The 18,561-nt window shown below is 62.4% G+C and carries 16 protein-coding genes; 1 reads left to right on the top strand and 15 read right to left on the bottom strand.

The annotated features are described in order from the left end of the window. Window positions 1-30 precede the first annotated feature (30 nt). The 3 genes from NKI18_RS24980 to NKI18_RS24970 all read right to left on the bottom strand — a co-directional run bounded on the left by NKI18_RS24980 (window position 31) and on the right by NKI18_RS24970 (window position 4,865). Window positions 31-1,950, bottom strand: a complete 1,920-nt coding sequence (locus tag NKI18_RS24980; RefSeq protein ID WP_352620193.1) for a potassium transporter Kup — start codon at window positions 1,948-1,950, stop codon at window positions 31-33. 158 nt (window positions 1,951-2,108) lie between these two features. Further along, window positions 2,109-4,028, bottom strand: coding sequence for a potassium transporter Kup (locus NKI18_RS24975; protein ID WP_352620195.1), 1,920 nt, complete (start codon window positions 4,026-4,028; stop codon window positions 2,109-2,111). A 96-nt stretch (window positions 4,029-4,124) separates the two neighbouring features. Then, on the bottom strand, window positions 4,125-4,865 hold the full coding sequence (locus NKI18_RS24970; RefSeq protein WP_352620197.1) for a pyridoxine 5'-phosphate synthase: 741 nt from the start codon (window positions 4,863-4,865) through the stop codon (window positions 4,125-4,127). A 115-nt stretch (window positions 4,866-4,980) separates the two neighbouring features. On the opposite strand from NKI18_RS24970, the gene NKI18_RS24965 reads away from it, so the two are divergent. Next, window positions 4,981-5,385, top strand: a complete 405-nt coding sequence (locus NKI18_RS24965) for a SpoIIAA family protein (RefSeq protein ID WP_023676672.1) — start codon at window positions 4,981-4,983, stop codon at window positions 5,383-5,385. A 19-nt stretch (window positions 5,386-5,404) separates the two neighbouring features. Here the strand turns inward: NKI18_RS24965 and NKI18_RS24960 are convergent, their stop codons facing one another. The 12 genes from NKI18_RS24960 to NKI18_RS24905 form a co-directional block, all read right to left on the bottom strand. Continuing rightward, window positions 5,405-6,532, bottom strand: coding sequence for an ATP-dependent DNA helicase (locus tag NKI18_RS24960; RefSeq protein WP_023720791.1), 1,128 nt, complete (start codon window positions 6,530-6,532; stop codon window positions 5,405-5,407). Window positions 6,533-6,679: 147 nt separating this feature from the next. Next, window positions 6,680-7,012 (bottom strand): nitrile hydratase accessory protein, encoded by a 333-nt coding sequence (locus tag NKI18_RS24955; protein WP_352456560.1) that lies wholly within the window; start codon window positions 7,010-7,012, stop codon window positions 6,680-6,682. Window positions 7,013-7,031: 19 nt separating this feature from the next. Further along, window positions 7,032-7,691, bottom strand: a complete 660-nt coding sequence (gene nthB, locus NKI18_RS24950; RefSeq protein WP_352620199.1) for a nitrile hydratase subunit beta — start codon at window positions 7,689-7,691, stop codon at window positions 7,032-7,034. Continuing rightward, window positions 7,688-8,293 (bottom strand): nitrile hydratase subunit alpha, encoded by a 606-nt coding sequence (nthA, locus tag NKI18_RS24945; RefSeq protein WP_023676676.1) that lies wholly within the window; start codon window positions 8,291-8,293, stop codon window positions 7,688-7,690. Before nthA ends, nthB begins: the two co-directional genes overlap by 4 nt. A gap of 56 nt (window positions 8,294-8,349) precedes the next feature. Next, window positions 8,350-11,508 carry an efflux RND transporter permease subunit gene (locus NKI18_RS24940; protein WP_352620201.1) on the bottom strand — a complete coding sequence of 1,053 codons (3,159 nt, stop codon included), beginning with the start codon at window positions 11,506-11,508 and terminating at the stop codon, window positions 8,350-8,352. Further along, window positions 11,505-12,752 (bottom strand): efflux RND transporter periplasmic adaptor subunit, encoded by a 1,248-nt coding sequence (locus NKI18_RS24935; RefSeq protein WP_352620203.1) that lies wholly within the window; start codon window positions 12,750-12,752, stop codon window positions 11,505-11,507. Before NKI18_RS24935 ends, NKI18_RS24940 begins: the two co-directional genes overlap by 4 nt. A 168-nt stretch (window positions 12,753-12,920) precedes the next feature. Further along, a complete protein-coding gene (locus tag NKI18_RS24930) occupies window positions 12,921-13,517 on the bottom strand; it encodes a LysE family translocator (RefSeq protein ID WP_352620205.1) in 597 nt (198 codons plus the stop codon). 60 nt (window positions 13,518-13,577) lie between these two features. After that, the gene (gene ilvN / locus NKI18_RS24925) at window positions 13,578-14,150 is read right to left on the bottom strand and encodes an acetolactate synthase small subunit (protein ID WP_023676680.1); all 573 of its coding nucleotides are present in this window, start codon (window positions 14,148-14,150) and stop codon (window positions 13,578-13,580) included. A 66-nt stretch (window positions 14,151-14,216) separates the two neighbouring features. Further along, on the bottom strand, window positions 14,217-15,968 hold the full coding sequence (locus NKI18_RS24920; protein WP_353020818.1) for an acetolactate synthase 3 large subunit: 1,752 nt from the start codon (window positions 15,966-15,968) through the stop codon (window positions 14,217-14,219). Window positions 15,969-16,320: 352 nt separating this feature from the next. Beyond that, window positions 16,321-17,481: a PcfJ domain-containing protein gene (locus NKI18_RS24915; RefSeq protein ID WP_352620209.1), complete on the bottom strand. Its 1,161-nt coding sequence runs from the start codon at window positions 17,479-17,481 to the stop codon at window positions 16,321-16,323. A 219-nt stretch (window positions 17,482-17,700) separates the two neighbouring features. Further along, the gene (locus tag NKI18_RS24910; protein ID WP_352620211.1) at window positions 17,701-18,228 is read right to left on the bottom strand and encodes a GNAT family N-acetyltransferase; all 528 of its coding nucleotides are present in this window, start codon (window positions 18,226-18,228) and stop codon (window positions 17,701-17,703) included. A 21-nt stretch (window positions 18,229-18,249) separates the two neighbouring features. After that, window positions 18,250-18,561: a hypothetical protein gene (locus NKI18_RS24905; protein WP_352620213.1), complete on the bottom strand. Its 312-nt coding sequence runs from the start codon at window positions 18,559-18,561 to the stop codon at window positions 18,250-18,252.

Genomic DNA, 18,561 nt, shown 5'->3' with positions numbered 1-18,561 from the left:
GCCGGGCCCTCAAAGGGCACGGCCATTTGTTCAGATAGCCACCTGCGTCCCGATCTCGACCACCCGTCCGGTCGGGATCTGGAAATATTCCGTTGCATCGGCCGCCGAGCGCGCCAGCCCGATGAACAGCTTGTCCTGCCAGACCGGCATGCCGGAATTGGGCGAGGCCTTGAGTGAGCGCCGCGACAGGAAGAAGGACGTCGTCATGATGTCGAACTTCCAGCCCTGCTTGCGGCAGATCGCCAGCGCACGCGGGATGTTGGGCTGCTCCATATAGCCGAAGGTCAGCGTCACCCGCATGAACAGCTCGTTGACGGTCTCCATCTTGACGCGCTCGCTGTCGGGCACAACCGGCTGCGGTGCCGTCACCACCGAAAGGATGACGTTCTGCTCGTGCAGCACCTTGTAGTGCTTGAGGCTGTGCATCAGGGCGGTCGGCGCACTCAGCGGATCGCTGGTCAGGAACACCGCGGTGCCCGACACCAAATGCGGCTTCTTCTTCAGCAGATTGCCGGCGAGGAAATCGAGCGGGATCTCGTTCCGGCGCGTCTTGTCGAACAAATAGCGGCTGCCGCGGATCCAGGTCCACATAGTCATCACGATAACTGCGGCGATGGCAAGCGATGCCCAGCCACCTTCAAACACCTTGACTATATTGGCGGCAAAGAAGCCGGTATCGACGAAGGCGAACACGGCCATCAAGGCGATCGCGACGCCGAGCGGCCATTTCCAGATGCGCGTCATCACAACAAAAAGCAGCACATTCGTCACCAGCATGTTGCCGGTCACCGAAATACCGTAGGCCGAGGCCAGGCGGCTGGATTCGCCGAAGCCGACCACCAGCAACATCACCACCAGCGCCAGCATCAGGTTGATGCGCGGCAGATAGATCTGGCCCGACTGTTTTTCCGACGTATGCTGGATAACGAAACGCGGCAGCATATTGAGCTGCACCGCCTGTCTGGTCAGCGAAAAAGCGCCGGAGATCACCGCCTGGCTGGCGATGACGGTCGCCGCCGTCGCCAGCACGACCATCGGAATAAGCGTCCAGCCCTGGTTCATCTCGAAGAATGGATGACCGACAACGCCGCCATTTGCCAGCACGAAGGCGCCTTGCCCGACATAGTTGAGCAACAGACAAGGGAACACGATTGCCAGCCAGGCGAGTACGATCGGCTTGCGGCCGAAATGGCCGAGGTCGGCATAGAGCGCCTCGGCGCCGGTGACGGCGAGGAAGACCGCACCAACCGTGACGAAGGCGACATCGGGCGAGTTGACCAGGAACGACACGATGTAATGCGGGCTGATCGCCAGCAGGATTTCCGGATCGGCGATGATGTGGTTAATGCCGGAAAGGCCGATGGCCAGGAACCACAGCGCCGTGACTGGCCCGAACACCAAACCTACGCCGCCGGTGCCGAATCGCTGTACCGCAAACAGGATCGCCAGGATGGCCAGTGTCAGCGGCACCACATAGGGCTGGAATGTCGGCGTGACGACATTCATACCTTCGACCGCCGATAGCACCGAGATCGCGGGCGTAATGACTGCGTCGCCGAAAAAAAGCGCCGCGCCGACGATGCCGATGCCGAGGATCACCGCCGAGCGCGTCGGGAAACTGTTGCGCGCCAGCGCCATCAGCGACAGCACCCCGCCCTCGCCTCGATTGTCGGCGCGGAGCACGAACATGATGTATTTGATGGTGACGGTGATCGTCAGCGACCAGATGATCAGCGACAACACGCCGAGGATGTCGCCACGGTTGGCGACGTTGCCACCGGCCGATGCATGCAACGCCTCGCGAAATGCATAGATCGGGCTGGTACCGATATCGCCGTAAACCACGCCGAGCGCGCCCAGCATCAGCACCTTGGTGCTGTGCTGCTCGACCTCAGAATGGCTGGATTGTTCGACAGGTTCTGCCTCGTTACCAGCATTGGTAAGGGCCATGGACGACACTCCGGTAAGCGGGCGGTGCTCTACGCTTGCTGCGCTGCAATATCAAGTGCCGTCACGTAATGGCTCCGTCCCGATATTGCGAGTCCTCCACGACTTGGCAGACTCAGTCCGATCGGCAGACCACCTGGAATGTCGAAACGGACACGTTTTTAGATAGCCACCTGCGTCCCGATCTCGACCACCCGTCCGGTCGGGATCTGGAAATATTCCGTCGCATCGGCCGCCGTGCGCGCCAGCCCAATGAACAGCTTGTCCTGCCAGACCGGCATGCCGGAATTGGGCGACGCCTTGAGTGAGCGCCGCGACAGGAAGAAGGACGTCGTCATGATGTCGAACTTCCAGCCCTGCTTGCGGCAGATCGCCAGCGCGCGCGGGATATTCGGCTGTTCCATATAGCCAAAGGTCAGCGTCACCCGCATGAACAGCTCGTTGATGGTTTCCATCTTCACCCGCTCGCTGTCGGGCACCACCGGCTGCGGCGCCGTCACCACCGATAGGATGACATTCTGCTCGTGCAGCACCTTGTAGTGCTTGAGGCTGTGCATCAGCGCGGTCGGCGCGCTCAGCGGATCGCTGGTCAGGAACACCGCTGTGCCGGATACCAGCTGCGGTTTTTTCTTCAACAAGTTCGCGGCAAGGAAATCGAGCGGAACCTCGTTCCTGCGGGTCTTGTCGAACAGATAACGGCTCCCCCGCACCCATGTCCACATTGCCATCACGATCACGGCAGCGACGGCGAGAGACGACCAACCACCTTCGAAAACCTTGACGATGTTGGATGCGAAGAAACCAATATCGACCAGGCTGAACAGCGCCATCAGGGGAACCGCGACGGCTAGTCGCCATTTCCAGATGCGCCTCATGACCACGAACAGCAAAATGTCCGTCACCAACATGTTGCCGGTCACCGAAATACCGTAGGCCGAGGCCAGGCGGCTGGATTCGCCGAAGCCGACCACAAGCAGCATGACAACCAGGGCCATCAGAAGATTGACGCGCGGCAGGTAGATCTGACCCGACTGCTTTTCCGACGTATGCTGGATTTCGAAACGCGGCAAAATGTTGAGCTGCACCGCTTGGCGGGTCAGTGAAAAGGCCCCGGAAATAACCGCTTGGCTGGCGATCACCGTTGCGGCCGTAGCCAGCACCACCATTGGAACAAGCGCCCAGCCCGAGTTCATCTCGAAAAAGGGGTGACCGACAACGCCGCCATTGGCCAGGATAAAAGCACCTTGCCCCGTATAGTTGACCAGCAAACACGGAAATACGATCGCCAACCAGGCAAGCACGATGGGTTTTCGGCCAAAGTGACCGAGATCGGCGTAGAGTGCTTCGGTCCCGGTAACGGCCAGAAAGACAGCACCGATGGTAACGAAGGCTACGTCGGATGAGTTTATCAGGAAGGACACGCCATAAAGCGGATTGACCGCCAGCAGGATTTCCGGGTCGTCGATGATGTGGATAAGCCCGGACACACCGATGGCCAGGAACCAGACGGCGGTAACGGGACCGAACACCAAGCCGACGCCGCCGGTGCCGAAACGCTGCACCGCGAACAGGATCGCCAGAATAAGCAAAGTCAGCGGCACGATGTAGGGCTGAAACGCCGGTGTAACGACATTCAAGCCTTCGACGGCCGACAGCACCGAGATTGCCGGCGTGATGACAGCGTCACCGAAAAACAGCGATGCACCGATTATGCCTACACCGAGGATCAGCCCCGACCGCTGGGGAGCGCTGCCGCGTGCCAGCGCCATCAGCGAGAGTATGCCGCCCTCGCCGCGATTGTCCGCGCGCAACACGAACATGATGTATTTTATGGTGACAATGATCGCCAGCGACCAGATGATCAGCGACAGCACGCCGAGGATATCGCCGCGATCAGCGATATTGGTGCCGGACGAAGCATGCAGTGCCTCGCGCAACGCGTAGATCGGGCTCGTGCCGATATCGCCGTAAACCACCCCTAGCGCGCCCAGCATCAGCACCTTGGTGCTGTGCTGCTCGACCGTGGAGTGGCTGGATTGCTCAATGGGTTCCGCCTCGCTACCAGCGTTGGCAAGGGCCATGGACGACACTCCCATAGACGTGCGGTGCTCTATGCTGCGGGATGGAAAGGACGCGCTGCCGTGCCGGGAACGCACGGCCTATGGGCTCGCCTCTCTCTACCAGCCACAAGCCTTCAGAAACCGCCTGACCGTTGCGGCCATGCCATACTCCAACGCATCGGCTGTCAACCCATGTCCGATCGACACTTCGGCCAATGCCGGGATGCGCCTGGCCAGCGCCGGCAAATTGCTCACCACAAGGTCGTGCCCGGCATTGACCTGGAGCCCTGCGGCCAATGCGGCATCCGCCGTCTTTCCCAATTTCTCCAATTCCTTCGCCGCTTTTGCCGAATCGGAATGATAGCTGCCATATGGACCCGTATAGAGTTCGATCCGATCGGCGCCGGTGTCGCGAGCGGCGTTCACGCCAGCGGGATCCGGATCCGAAAACAGCGACACGCGAAAGCCTCCCTTCTTCAGGCGCTTGACGACCGGTGTCAGGAACGCAGCCTCGGCGGCGAAGTTCCAGCCATGGTCGGAAGTCGCCTGCGCCGGGTCGTCGGGCACCAGCGTCACCTGCTCGGGCTGATGCTTTTCCACAAGCGCCAGGAACTCCTCGGTCGGATAGCCCTCGATGTTGAATTCCGCATTCGGGAACTCGTCGTCGATCAGCGCCCTGATCTGCGGCAGATCGGAATGCCTGGTGTGCCGCTCGTCGGGTCGCGGGTGCACCGTGAGCCCATGCGCGCCGGCGGCAAGGGCAATGCGTCCGAGCCCGGTCACGCTTGGCCACGGCAGGTCGCGCCGGTTGCGCAGCATGGCGATCGCATTGAGGTTGACGGAAAGCTTTGCAGGCATTTGCACGGCTCCAGGCTGATCTTGGCGCGCATCTATACCGCCTTTAACGGGAACAGACAGAGGGTTTCAGGTGTTCCAAGGTGTGTGAAGAAAATCGAGCGCAAGGAGTTCCCTGTTGAATTTTCTCGAGGCCGTGCCGGCGGTTCGCCGCATCGACACCGATCGCGAAGATCTTTTCGCCATCGATGTCGTCGGCCATGTCGCAGCGGCTGACGCCGAAAACCTGTTCGGATTGCTGGAGGCGGCCTATGCGCTGCATCCGAAGATCGACGTGCTGGTGCGCCTGATCGACCATGAGGGTGTCGACTGGGCCGACGTATCGGACGAGACGATCGAACAGGGCATAGCTCATGCCGTGGAGCATATCGGCAGCTGCGCGGCGATCGGTGAGCCGAACTGGATACCGGAGGCAAGAGCCTTTTTGCCTGCCTCTTTGCCTATCGAACTCCGGCATTTCGAGGCCAAGGACGAAGCCGCCGCCTGGGAATGGCTTGACGCCAGACCGATCGCCCAGCGCTGATACGACGGACCTGACAGCCCTATCGGACGATCGTCAGCCGTTCGGCCGCGCGCGTGATCGCGGTGTAGAGCCAACGCTGGCGAGTTTCCTTGAATGCCCAGCTTTCGTCGAAAAGCACGATCTCATTCCATTGCGACCCTTGCGCCTTGTGCACGGTCAGCGCGTAACCGTAATCGAAATCGTCGAAGCGCTTCTTCTGCTGCCAGGGAATGTCGGCGTCGGGATCCTCGAATGCGGCTTTGAGCAGCTTGATCTTGGCGACGCCGCGATCCGGGTCATCTTCCTCCGGCGAAACCAGCAGATTGATGCCGGGCTTGACCGTCTCGCGCGACGAGGTCATCACCTTCCACAGCGAGCCGTTGAGCAGTCCCTTGGCCGGATCGTTGCGCAGACAGACCAGCTTGTCGCCGGCTTGCGGATAATCGGCGTTGAACCCCTTCAGCTCGCGCAGCCGCTGGTTATAACGGCGGCGCGTGCGGTTGGTGCCGACCAGCACCTGGTCCGCTTTCAGCACCAATTCCTGGGTGACGTCTTCCTTGCCGATCACCTGCGCCGCGCCATAGTCGCCGCGCATGAATTCGCGGCCCTCGCGCACGTCGAGCGCCAGCCTGATGATCGGGTTGTCGCGCGCCTGGCGGTGGATTTCTGTGAGCAGAATGTCCGGCTCGTGGTCGGTGAAGAAGCCGCCGCCGGAGATCGGCGGCAACTGGCCGGGATCGCCGAGCACCAGGATAGGGGTGCCGAAGCTCATCAGATCGCGGCCAAGCTGCTCGTCGACCATTGAGCATTCGTCGATGACGACCAGCTTGGCCCGAGAGATCGGGCTTTGCCGATTAAGCGAAAAGGTCGGCGACATCGAGGTCTTGCCGGTCACCTCGTCCGCTACCGATTCCTCGCCCTTCGGCCGGTAGATCAGCGAATGGATGGTGCGGGCATTGACCGCGCCCTTGGAACGCAGCACCTGCGCCGCCTTACCCGTAAACGCGGCGAACTGCACCTGGCCGTCGACATGCTCGGCGAAATAGCGCGCCAGCGTCGTCTTGCCGGTGCCGGCATAGCCGAACAGCCGGAACAGCTGCGGCTTGCCGGCTTTCAGCCAGCCGGCCACCGCCTTCAGCGCTTCGTCCTGTTGAGGAGAGAATTCCATCAGCGCGACAGACCGGATTCGCGAGGGAAAGACAAGGTGACTGCCGTCACCATCAATTTTCATCGCCGGCAATCACGCCGCTGCGACAGGGTCAGGCTATCAGTGACGAACAGGAACGTAAAGAGAACAAGGCCAGGCGACCGCAGCTTACCCGGCCCGCTGTGGATCGTTCTCCAGCTGGATCGGCTTGCCATGCGGCGTTGCGTGCGCGGCGCGTTCCCAGGCAGCGGCGAGCGCATCGACGTCGCGCTTTCCGGCAACGCCCTTGGCCAAAAGCAGCTTTTCCAGCGCTGCCAGCCAGTGCTCGTAGTAATCGTGACCGTCGCGCGCGGCGCCCGGCCGCTTCAACTCTGCCGACAAAGCATCCGCCCATTCGCTCCACGAAAACAGCCCGTTGTCGTGCAGTGCTACCGTCATGGCAAAGGCCTCTGCTTGCCACGGCTCGGCAAACACAGGCGCCTCGACACCGGCGGGCAGCATGGCGGCGACTGAGCCCGTCTCACGCCGGCTCAAGGTAGCTCTCCCAGGCATCGATCGACACGACAAGTGCCGGATCGGCGCCCTCGCCCCAGATTTCGCCGCCGGTGAAGGCCACCGTATAGACCCATTGCGGGTTTTCGCCCTGGCCGTGTGCATTGGTGTCGGGAAAGACAAAGCCGTCGCGCACAGCCTCGACGACGCCTCGCTTGCCGCGTGCATAGCGCGGCAGTCTGGTGTGGCCGGTCGGATGAAAGTTCCTGGTTCGCACGGGGTCGCCCGCCTTGAACCGCGCAGGCGCGGCGACAGGCCGGTCGCAGGGCCCGCCCTTGGCCAGCACCGCCGGAACGTCCTTAGCCTTCAGCACCCGTTTGGGTGTCGCTGCCGGGTCGACTGCGTCGCCCGTAGCCAGGTCGCGGTCGCTGACGAAACCATGGCGTTTGAGCAGCACCTCCAGCGCCTTGATCCATATCTGGTAGTAGCTGGAGGCATAATAATCCGCTGGATGCAGCGATTCCCGCGCGTGCCGACTCTCGTCGATGGTCCAGGCGCCCATGGCGCCGGCGCACAACGTCACGCCCAGCGCCCGCCTTTCCCAATCGGCATGGAAATAGGGTTCGTCCGGTTCGGGCGCGACCGGCCCGAAACCCATCTGACCGCCGAGATCCTGCGGCCCGTTCATGCCGGTTCCCGCACCAACGCCGTGCCGATCATGGCATCGCGCGTCACCAGATCGGCGAGCCGTGCCTCATCCCAGCCCTCGGTGCCCCTTGGCTGCATAGGCACCACCAGATAGCGCAGCTCGGCGGTCGAATCCCACACCCGGATTGTTGTCGTCGCCGGCAAGATTAGCCCGAATTCCTCGAGCACGCCGCGCGGATCGATCACTGCGCGCGAACGGTAGGGCGGCGCCTTGTACCAGACCGGCGGCAGGCCGAGCACCGACCACGGATAGCAGGAACATAGCGTGCAGACGACGAGGTTGTGCGTGTCGGCCGTGTTGAAGACCGCCTGCATGTGCTCGCCTTGCCGGCCGGTGTAGCCGAGCGATTCGATTGCCGCCGTCGCATCACGCTTCAGCCATGCGGCAAACGCGGGATCAACCCAGGCTTTCGCCACCACCTTTGCGCCGTTGCGCGGCCCGATCTTGGTCTCGTAGGTGTCCACTATGGCATCAATCGCCGCCGGATCGATCAGGCCTTTGCGGGTGAGAATCGTCTCCAGTGCGCGCACGCGCGCCGCAAAAGGATCAAGCTCGTTGTCATGGTGGTGATTATGCGGCATGGCGTCAAATTACGATCGCGGACCCCCGGCCGCAAGCACCACGGCTTGGGCCAGCGCTATTCGGCTGCCGCCTTTTGCGGCACTGGTTCTTCCTCCTCGTCGAACAGTGACGGCTGGTCGACCGCTTCGACCGGCCTCGGCTCGCCCCGGCGCCGCGCCCACAGCCTGACCAGCCAGCCGGAAAAATGCTCCATGTAGACGTAGATGACGGGCGTGACGAACAGCGTCAGTGCCTGCGAGGCGACAAGACCGCCGACCACCGCCACGCCGAGAGGCTGGCGCAGTTCCGCACTGGCACCGGTGCCGAGCGCGATCGGGATGGTACCCATCAGCGCCGCAAGGGTGGTCATCATGATCGGCCGGAAGCGCATCAGGCAGGCCTTGTGGATGGATTCGACAGGCGACATCCCCTCGCGCCTAAGCTCGAGCGCCACGTCGATCATCATGATGCCGTTCTTCTTGACGATGCCGATCAGCATCAGGATGCCGATCACCGCGATCACCGACAGATCCATCCCCGCCAGCCGCAGTGCCACCAGTGCGCCCAGCACCGCCGATGGAAGCCCGGTCAGGATGGTGAGCGGATGGATGAAGCTCTCATAAAGCATGCCGAGCACGATATAGATGGTCAGGATCGCGCCGCCGATCAGCAGCCCCTGGTTGGAAAGCGAATCCTGGAACGTCTTGGCCGTGCCCGAGAAGGCGGTCGAGATCGTCGGCGGCATGCCGATCTTGTCCTTCAGCGCGTTGATGTGGCTCACGCTGTCGCCGAGGGCCACGCCTTGCGGCAGATTGTAGGAGATCGTCACTGCCGGAAGCTGGCCGAGCTGGTTGACGGTCAAAGCGCCGGCGGTCCGATCGACGCGGGCGAACGCGCCGAGCGGCACCAGGCTGCCGCTCGCCGTTCTCACCTTGATGGCCAGCATCCGCTCGGGCGACCACTCGATCTTCGGATCGAGCTCCATGATCACGTCGTAGCTGTCGGCCGAACCGAAGATGGTCGACACCTGCTGGGTGCCGAAACCGCCATAGAGGCTGGAGCGCAACGTGTCGGTATCGACACCGAGGTTCGCCGCCTTGTCGCGGTCGATCACCAGCGTCGCCTGTAGCGCGTTGTTCTGCAGGTCATTGGTGACGTCGGTGAAGGCGGCATGATCGGCGGCCATCGCATCCGTCAGCCTTTGCGCCCAGACGTTCGTCAGGCCGGTATCGAGGCCCTGCACGGCAAGCTGGTAGGCACTCGCCGAAGAACGCGCGCCGAGCCGCAGGTTCTGCACCGGTTGCATGTAGGTTTCGATGCCGGGCACATTGGCCAGCTGGCGCCGCAGGTCCGTAAGCACTTTGTCGATGTTCGGTCGGTGGTCCTTGTCTTTCAGCTGCACAAACAGTTGGCCCTGGTTGAGCGCATTGTTTCCACTGCCCGCCGACCAGCCGACATGCGCGACGTAGGGCGAATGGGTGAAGACATCCGCCACTTGCCCCTGCAGCTTCACCATCGCGTCAAACGAAATGTCCTGGCGCGCGATGGTCGTCACCGAGACCTGGCCGATATCCTCCTGCGGGAAGAAGCCTTTCGGCGAAATCTGGATCAGCCACACCGACAGCCCGGCGGTCACCAGGAAGACAAGGAAGACAAGGAAATTGTGGCGCAGGCAGAATGTCAGCAGCCTGTCATAGCCCCGCATGAAGACGTTTTGTCTATGGCCTTCACCGTGCGCTGCTTTCTGCTCGGCTTTCGATAATGACAACAGCCGCGAGCACAGCATCGGCGTCAGCGTCAGCGAGACGAACATCGACGCCAGGATGGCGACCGTCACCACCACCGCGAATTCGTTGAAGATGCGCCCGATCACGCCGCCCATCAAAAGCACCGGAATGAACACGGCGACCAGCGAGATCGAGATCGAGATGATGGTGAAGCCGATCTCGCGCGCGCCCTTGAGCGACGCCTCGAGGGCCGAGAGCCCGTCCTCCTCCATATGGCGGAAAATATTTTCCAGCATGACGATGGCATCGTCGACGACAAGGCCGACCGCCAATGTCAGCCCCATCAATGAGACGTTGTCGATGGAAAAGCCGAACAGGTACATCACGCCCAGCGTGGCGATGAGCGAAATCGGTACCGCCACCGCCGGGATGATCGTCGCCGTCACCCGGCGCAGGAACAGGAAGATCACCATCACCACCAGCGCGATGGTGAGCAGGAGCGTGAACTGCACGTCATCGACCGCCTCGCGGATCGATGTCGAGCGGTCGTTTAGCAACTGGATGCTCGCCGCTGCCGGCATCTGATCGTCGAAGGAAGGTAGCATCGCCTTGACGCGGTCGACGACGTCGACGGTATTGGCATCCGGCTGGCGCTGCACGGCCATGATGATGGCGCGGGTGCCGTCATACCAGCTTGCCGTCGTCGTGGTCTCGACCGAATCGATGACGCGGGTCACCTCGCCGAGCCGCACCGGATGGCCGTTCTTGGTGGCGATGATGATGTTGGAGAATCCCGCCGCATCGGTCAGCTGCGTGTTCGCGGTGATTGTCAGCTGCTGTTTGTTGTTCTTGAGCACGCCGAGCGGCGTGTTGCTGTTGGCCGAGGCGATGGCCGTCTGCAGCTGATCGATCGAGATGCCGCGAGCGGCGAGCGCCGTCGGATCGATCTGGACGCGGACAGCGTATTTTTGCTGGCCGTAAATCGAAACCTGCGCAACGCCGTCGATCGTCGACAGCGACGGCGAAATCACATTCTCGGCAAACGCGTCGAGATCAGTCAGCGGAATTGTGTCGCTGACCAGCGACATCAGCAGGATCGGCGCGTCGGCTGGATTGACCTTGCGGTAGCTCGGCGGGCTGGTCATCTCCGGCGGCAATTGTCGTTGCGTACGTGCGATCGCTGCCTGCACGTCGGCGGCGGCTGCATCGATGTCGCGGTTGAGTACGAACTGAATGGCGATCGAGGTCGAGCCGAGCGAGTTGGTCGTCGAGATCGAATCGATGCCGGCGATGGTGGCAAACTGCTTGATCAGAGGCGTTGCCACCGACGTCGCCATGGTTTCCGGCGAAGCCCCGGGCAGCGAGGCCGAGACGTTGACAACCGGAAATTCGGCGCTTGGCAGCGCCGCGACCGGCAGGAATTTGTAAGCAAATAGCCCGCCCAGAACCAGGGCGAACGACATGAGTAGCGTGGCGACGGGCCTGCGGATGCAGAATTCGGAAATCATGGCTGTGTTCCGCCCGTCCGGTCAGCCTCGGCAACCTTCGGAGCCGCCTGATCGCCGGTGCCGGTCGAAGCCTTGCCTTCGCGCACCGCCGCGCCGTTCTTCAGTTTGGTCTGACCCTCGACGACGACACGCTCGCCGCTTTTCAATCCTTGGCTGATTGCGGTGTTGGTGCCTTCTGTCAGCGCGACCTGCACGGGCCGCATTTCAACGGTGTTGTCCGGCTTGATTACATAGACGAACGGGCCTTTCTGGCTGGGCTGGACGGCGACCGTCGGAACGGACGTCATTTGTGGCATGATGCCGGCATCGAGCACGACGTTGACGTATTGGCCCGGCCATAGCGAAAGATCGGCGTTGGGCACACTGGCCCGCGTTGCGATCGTGCCGGACGCCGTGTCTACGCTCGAATCGACGAAATCCAGCGTTCCCTTGCCGATCGGCTTCGGGTCGCCGTCCTTGGTCAGCGTCACCGCACCTTGCTGCGGCGCTGCCAGCGCCTTGTGCAGCAAGGCAAGATCGCTTTCGGGGAGATTGAAGTTCACCTGCAGCGGGTCGACCTGCGTGATCGTCACCAGTGGAGTCGACGTGCTGCTGCCGTTGCTGGTGGTGACGAGATCGCCGACGGCGACGCTGACTGCGCCAAGCCTGCCGGAGATCGGCGCCCTGATCGTGGCGAAGCCAAGCTGGATTTGGTCCGCATCGATCGTTGCCTTGTCGGCGTCGACGGTGGCCGCGGCGGATTTCTGCGCCGCGACGGCCTGATCGTAGGTCTGCTGTGTTCCGGCCTGCCTGGCGACGAGATTTTTGGCGCGCTGAAGATCGGCCGTGGCGCTGGCAAGCAGCGCCTGGTCTTTCGCGAGCGTCGCCTGATCGCGTGCCAGTTGTGCCTTCAACGAGCGATCGTCCAGCGAGAACAGAAGGTCGCCGGCCTTCACCATCTGTCCGTCCTTGACCGCGATTGCGACGATCTGACTCGATATCCGCGCGTTGATGCTGACCACGGCAGGAGAGGACACAAAGCCGATGGCATAGCGCCGGACCGGGAAATCGGCCGTCGTAGCGGTGGCGGCAACCACCGAAGTCGTACGCGCGGCATTTGCCGCTGCAGCGGGCTTGTTCGCCGTCGCCGTCTGATTCGCCGACAGCATCTGCTGAAGACCGCTCATTGCGCTGGGCGAAAGATAGAGCCACGCCGCGGCAACGCAGGCTGCAGCGATCACGGCTAATACGATCTTTCCGCGCATCGACAAAAGGCCTCTCGATCCGACACGCCGCTATCCGGTGGCCGTAGTCTAGCTCAACTCGCAGCCTCTTGCCGCGCTTTTGCCAGATAATAGAGGATGCCGAAGGCGAAAAAGGGCCAAAACCCGTCATTACGAAGATTTAATGTGCAGTGCACAATAAAACGGCAGCTAACGCAGCATCGGCCACAATGTCGCCGCCAGCATCACACCCATGGCGATGTTGAACCATTTGAGCCGCACCGCATCCGCCAGAAAGCCGCGCAGCGCCATGCCGAAACCGGCCCAGGTCGAAATGCTCGGCAGCATGACGACGGCGAAAGCGGCTCCGATCAGCACCACCGACACAAACGGGCGTTCCGGATTGGTATAGACGGCCATGGCTGTAATCGCCATCACCCACGCCTTGGGATTGACCCACTGGAAAGCCGCAGCCTCGATGAAGCGCATCGGCTGGCCCTTCGCCTCGCCTTCGCCGCCGAGCGAGCGCGACATGGCGATCTTCCAGGCGAGATAAAGCAGGTAGAGGCCGCCGGCGATCTTCAACCCGGTGTGCAGCACCGGAAAGGCCGTCAACACGGCGCCAAGCCCGAAGCCTACGGCAAGCAACAGCACGAGGAAGCCGAAGCCGATGCCGAGCATGTGTGGCACGGTCTTGACCAAGCCGAAATTCACGCCTGAGGCCAGAAGCATGAAATTGTTCGGACCCGGCGTGATCGAGGTCACGAAGGCATAAACCAGCAGGGCGAAGAATGCGTCGAATGTCATGCCGTTCCCCTAATCAATGCGATCGGTGGCAAAGCGACGAGATAGAGCCGAGCTGGATGACTACATCCCTTGCGGGCCGCGGTTCATCGCCGCCACTCCGGTACGGCAGATTTCAACTAGCCCGAGCGGTTTCATGATGGCGATGAACTGATCGAGCTTGGAGCCCTTGCCGGTGATCTCGAAGATGAAATGCTCGGTGTTGGCATCGATGACGCTGGCGCGGAATGCATCGGCGAGCCGGAGCGCCTCGACGCGGGCTTCGCCGGTGCCGGCGACCTTGACCAGCGCGAGTTCCCGCTCCAATGGCCGCTCCTGTCCGAATTCCTGCGACCGCACGGTGAGATCGACGACGCGGTGCACCGGCACGATGCGCTCGAGTTGGTGCTTGATCTGCTCCAGCACGTGCGGCGTGCCGCGCGTCACGATGGTGATGCGCGACAGGTGCTTTTCGTGCTCGGTTTCCGAGACCGTCAGGCTCTCGATGTTGTAGCCACGTCCGGAAAACAGGCCGATGACCCGCGCAAGCACGCCCGGCTCGTTGTCGACCAGGACCGAAAGCGTGTGGTTCTCTGGTTTTTCCGTCTCCTTGGCGATGAAATAGGCGGAGCCGGTCGGTTGCAACTGTGCGTTCATGACATGAATCTCGATTTCAAACTTTTGCGCTAATCTGCTGTTTTCGCACAGCTACCTCGAACCAGGCTACACCAGTTCCCTGCCCTTGGCGTCGATAGCGTTGGCCACAGCTTCGTCCGTCGCCTCGTCCGGCAACAGCATCTCGTTATGCGCCTTGCCGGACGGGATCATCGGGAAGCAGTTGGCGAGCGTCGCCACGCGGCAGTCGAACAGGACGGGCTTCTTGACCGCTATCATTTCCTTGATGGCGTCGTCGAGCTCGTCCGGCTTGTCGCAGCGAATGCCATGGCCGCCATAGGCTTCGGCGAGCTTGACGAAATCCGGCATCGCTTCGGTGTAGGAGTGCGACAGCCGGTTGCCGTGCAGCAGCTGCTGCCACTGCCGCACCATGCCCATATATTGGTTGTTGAGGATGAAGATCTTGATCGGCGCCTCGTGCTGCACCGCCGCGCTAATTTCCTGCATCGTCATCTGCACCGAGGCGTCGCCGGCGATATCGATGACCAGCGCATCCGGGTGCGCGATCTGCACGCCGAGCGCGGCCGGCAGGCCGTAGCCCATCGTGCCCAGTCCCCCGGAGGTCATCCAGCGGTTCGGCTTCTCGAAGTGATAGTGCTGCGCCGCCCACATCTGATGCTGGCCGACCTCGGTGGTGATGTAGGTGTCGAGGTCCTTGGTCAGCGCATAGAGCCGCTGGACGGCATATTGCGGCATGATCACCTCGTGGTTCATCTTGTAGGCGAGCGAATCGCGCGCGCGCCATTTGGCAATCTGCTCCCACCACGGGTGAAGCGCTTTCTTGTCGGCCTTGGCGGTTGCCCGCCACAGCCGCACCAGATCCTCCAGCACACGCCCGACATCGCCGATGATCGGCACGTCGGTGTGGACGTTCTTGTTGATCGACGACGGGTCGATGTCGATGTGGATCTTCTTCGAATTCGGCGAAAACGCCGTCAGCCGCCCGGTGATGCGGTCGTCGAAGCGCGCGCCGATGCAGAGCATGACGTCGCAATCGTGCATCGCCATGTTCGCTTCATACGTGCCGTGCATACCGAGCATGCCCATCCAGTTCTTGCCCGACGCCGGATAGGCGCCGAGGCCCATCAGCGTCGAGGTGATGGGAAAGCCGGTGAGGTCGACCAGCTCGCGCAGCAGATGGCTCGCCTCCGGGCCGGAATTGATGACGCCGCCGCCCGAATAGATGATCGGCTTTCGGGCAGCCGCCATCAGCTCGACCGCCGCCTTGATCTTTTCCAGATCGCCCTGGACCTTCGGTTGGTAGCTGGTGCGCGGCGCCGTCTGCGGCGGGACATAGATACCCTTGGCGAACTGCACGTCCTTCGGAATGTCGACGACGACCGGACCGGGGCGCCCTGTCGTTGCCACATGGAAGGCCTCGTGGATCGTTGCCGCGAGCTCGTTGACGTCCTTCACCAGCCAGTTGTGCTTGGTGCAGGGCCGCGTGATGCCGACCGTGTCGCACTCCTGGAACGCATCGGAGCCGATCAGCGAAGTCGGCACCTGGCCGGTCAGGCAGACCAGCGGGATCGAGTCCATCAGCGCGTCCTGCAATGGCGTCACCGCATTGGTGGCGCCCGGCCCTGAGGTCACCAGCATGACGCCGGCCTTGCCGGTCGAGCGCGCATAGCCTTCCGCCGCGTGGCCCGCGCCCTGCTCGTGGCGGACGAGGATGTGCTCGACCTCGTCCTGCTGGAAGATTTCATCGTAGATTGGCAGAACCGCGCCGCCCGGATAGCCGAAAACATGCTTGACGCCGTTGTCCTTCAGCGCCTGCACCACCATTTCGGCGCCCGTCATTTCGCTCCTTGGCATTTCAGTTCTTGGCATTTCGCGCCGCTCATTCTGTCCACTGCTCATCGGTCTGGTCCCGTACTGTTCGCCATCTGGCGATTGCTGGTCGTTTAGTCGTATTTCGGGCAATAAAAAAGGCCCCCGAGGGAGCCTGTGTCTTGCGCATGGGAGGTCATCGCCCGGCGGTTACACCGCCTTGCCCACGCGCTTTCCTACGAGAATGAGTGCCTTTTTCATGGTGGCGGACAATAGAATTGGTTTGACGCCGCTGTCAACGGCGAATGTGCACTTGGCCTGACGTCGGCACATCCGCCCATTGTGCACCCGCGCGGCCTTTCCGCCGCGCGGGTCTTCCGTTTCAGGCGCAGAGCACCACACCCCTCGCCTTGGCCCAGCGCTCGATGATCTTGCGCTCCTCGAGCGAGGCGAGACGGTTGCCGAAACCGCGCACCTGCACCGCACGGTTTTGCGGGTCGAGTTCGATCGTCAGCAACCGCTCGATCTTGCCGAGCGCCGAGCGCCGCAGCACCCAGATCGAGGCATTGCCGGCGATGCATTTGGCCGCGTATATCGAGACGCAATGATGCATCGCCCGGCTCTCGGCGACCAGATCCTCAGCTGTCTTCAACTGACGGATGAAGAAACGCTCGCCATGCGCCTTTGCCTCTTTGGTCGACGGCTGCCAGTCCCAATCGTCGAGGCGCGAGCCGTCCCAGGCGCGACCCTGCGACTGCGTCCCGGCAGTACGCGTGGCCCGCCCGGCAGCGCGGCGGCGCATTGCCTCGATGCGTTCGATCGCGGCAATGTCTCGATGCCATTCCAGCATCTGCCGACACAGCGAGGCGAGCGTGCGACCCTTCAGGCTGTACGCCGCATCGCGCTGGTGCACGGCGCCGATATAGTCGCATAGATCGTCGATCTCCTCCTTCGACGCGGGTTGCCCGCAGAAGAACCGTGTCACCTCGCGCCAGAAGGCCAGATCGTTACGTGGCGTGCGCGCGATTTTCGACTTGGCAAGTCGGGCCGCCAACCCGGAATCATCCGTGTAGGACCGGGCGATCGCCACCCAAAACGCCTCGTCGAACGTGAAATCGCCGGGCAAGTTCAAGAAGCAATGCACCTCCTTGCGAGACAGCCACGCACAGGCGCCCGCCTTGTAGAGCGAGTCACCACGCACCACTGCGATATACCAAGCCTTGCGAAGCGCAATCTCGCCGGCATTCAACCCCGAGCTGTCCAGCCAGATCCCCTCGAGCGCGGCTGTAACCGGGTAGCGCGCATAGAGATGACGCGCCGCGGCCAGCCGCAGCCGCGCGGGGTCGCGCGTCTTCAGCTTTGGACGCCACAGCGCGCCGTCGCGGATCGCCATGCCGGCAAAGCCCCGACGTGCCTCGTCGAGCGCCCGCTCGAAATCCGGAGCGGGACGCGGGACGGGAAAAACCCGCCGCAGCGTTACGGCATATGCTTCAATGCGTTCGCGCTCGGCATCCTGCCTGCGCTGGATCATGGACTTTGCCATGGCCGTTCTTCCTGATTGGACCCCTGTCAGCCGCACGCAATTCCAGCGTCGGCACGGAATGTGTCGATCTGGATCGCCGGGTCATTGACAGGTCTCCTTTCAGGACGACGGATCAGAATGGGCGGCTTCTCTAAGCTCGCCGCCAATTTGACGCAAGAGCTATTCTTTCCACGCCCGCGATGGTCTGACGGGTGTTGCAAAGGTGCATCGTTGTCGCCATCAGCGTGTCCGGCCGACGCGTTTCCAGTAGATGAGGGTGGCTGTGAGCCCGCCATGCGGCTTCAGCGCATAATCCGGTATTTCGCCGGCCAGTGTGAAGCCGAGCTTTTCATAGAGGCCGGAAGCCCCCTCCTCTTTTGCCGTGTCGAGGACCAACAGCGTGCGGCCTTTCTCCACGGCAACGGCTTCCGCCGCCTCCATCAGGCGGGTTGCGATGCCCTTGCCGCGATAATCGAGGCGGGTCATCAGCTTGGCGATCTCGGCCCGGTGCGGCTGGTTGGGAGGGCAGTCGAGCAGCAAGGTGACGGTGCCGACCAGAGCCTCGCCGTTCCAGGCCCCAAGCACGGCCCTTTCGCCTCTGGCGGCCGCATGAAGCGACCTGTTCCAGAAGGCCGCGGCTATCTCCGGCGCCAGCGGATGCATGAAGCTGACCGAGCCGCCGGCAGCGACTGTCCCGATCAGCAGATCCGCCAGCATTTTTTGCGTTCCGTCAGTACTGGTGAGTGGCCTGATTTCGATCGAACTCATGTGGTTCCCCTGCGCCGTCCGTCAATCGAAATGACTGATCCGCTTCCGCTTCCTGGCCCGCCGGATTTCCGCGATGCGATCGGCGTCTTCCTCTTGCAGATGTCGCCCGCGTTCCAGCAGTTCGAGCGTGTATTCCTCATAGGTCAGGCCCAGCCGCTCGGCCTTGTCCAGCCGCATCAGCATGATCTCGCGGCTCGGCACTTTCCATGCCTGGGCATGGGCGGTCCGCCAGGCAAGAAACACATAGGGCTCACCCTTGCCCCAGGGCGGACCGTCATAGTCGTCGAGCGGCGGACCGCCATTGTCGGAGCGTTTCGGACGGCGCGCCTTCAC

The organism is Mesorhizobium sp. M0800, from assembly GCF_040320095.1.
GTDB lineage: Bacteria > Pseudomonadota > Alphaproteobacteria > Rhizobiales > Rhizobiaceae > Mesorhizobium.
This window is presented reverse-complemented; position numbering and strand designations above follow the sequence as displayed.

Excerpts from the sequence above, each read along its gene's own strand:
- nthB (WP_352620199.1), bottom strand. The coding sequence starts at position 7,691 with ATGAACGGGCCGCAGGATCTCGGCGGTCAGATGGGTTTCGGGCCGGTC.
- ilvN (WP_023676680.1), bottom strand. The coding sequence starts at position 14,150 with ATGAACGCACAGTTGCAACCGACCGGCTCCGCCTATTTCATCGCCAAG.
- NKI18_RS24915 (WP_352620209.1), bottom strand. The coding sequence starts at position 17,481 with ATGGCAAAGTCCATGATCCAGCGCAGGCAGGATGCCGAGCGCGAACGC.
- NKI18_RS24960 (WP_023720791.1), bottom strand. The coding sequence starts at position 6,532 with ATGGAATTCTCTCCTCAACAGGACGAAGCGCTGAAGGCGGTGGCCGGC.
- NKI18_RS24955 (WP_352456560.1), bottom strand. The coding sequence starts at position 7,012 with ATGCTGCCCGCCGGTGTCGAGGCGCCTGTGTTTGCCGAGCCGTGGCAA.
- NKI18_RS24970 (WP_352620197.1), bottom strand. The coding sequence starts at position 4,865 with ATGCCTGCAAAGCTTTCCGTCAACCTCAATGCGATCGCCATGCTGCGC.
- NKI18_RS24980 (WP_352620193.1), bottom strand. The coding sequence starts at position 1,950 with ATGGCCCTTACCAATGCTGGTAACGAGGCAGAACCTGTCGAACAATCC.
- NKI18_RS24975 (WP_352620195.1), bottom strand. The coding sequence starts at position 4,028 with ATGGCCCTTGCCAACGCTGGTAGCGAGGCGGAACCCATTGAGCAATCC.
- NKI18_RS24910 (WP_352620211.1), bottom strand. The coding sequence starts at position 18,228 with ATGAGTTCGATCGAAATCAGGCCACTCACCAGTACTGACGGAACGCAA.
- NKI18_RS24940 (WP_352620201.1), bottom strand. The coding sequence starts at position 11,508 with ATGATTTCCGAATTCTGCATCCGCAGGCCCGTCGCCACGCTACTCATG.
- nthA (WP_023676676.1), bottom strand. The coding sequence starts at position 8,293 with ATGCCGCATAATCACCACCATGACAACGAGCTTGATCCTTTTGCGGCG.
- NKI18_RS24930 (WP_352620205.1), bottom strand. The coding sequence starts at position 13,517 with ATGACATTCGACGCATTCTTCGCCCTGCTGGTTTATGCCTTCGTGACC.
- NKI18_RS24920 (WP_353020818.1), bottom strand. The coding sequence starts at position 15,968 with ATGACGGGCGCCGAAATGGTGGTGCAGGCGCTGAAGGACAACGGCGTC.
- NKI18_RS24935 (WP_352620203.1), bottom strand. The coding sequence starts at position 12,752 with ATGCGCGGAAAGATCGTATTAGCCGTGATCGCTGCAGCCTGCGTTGCC.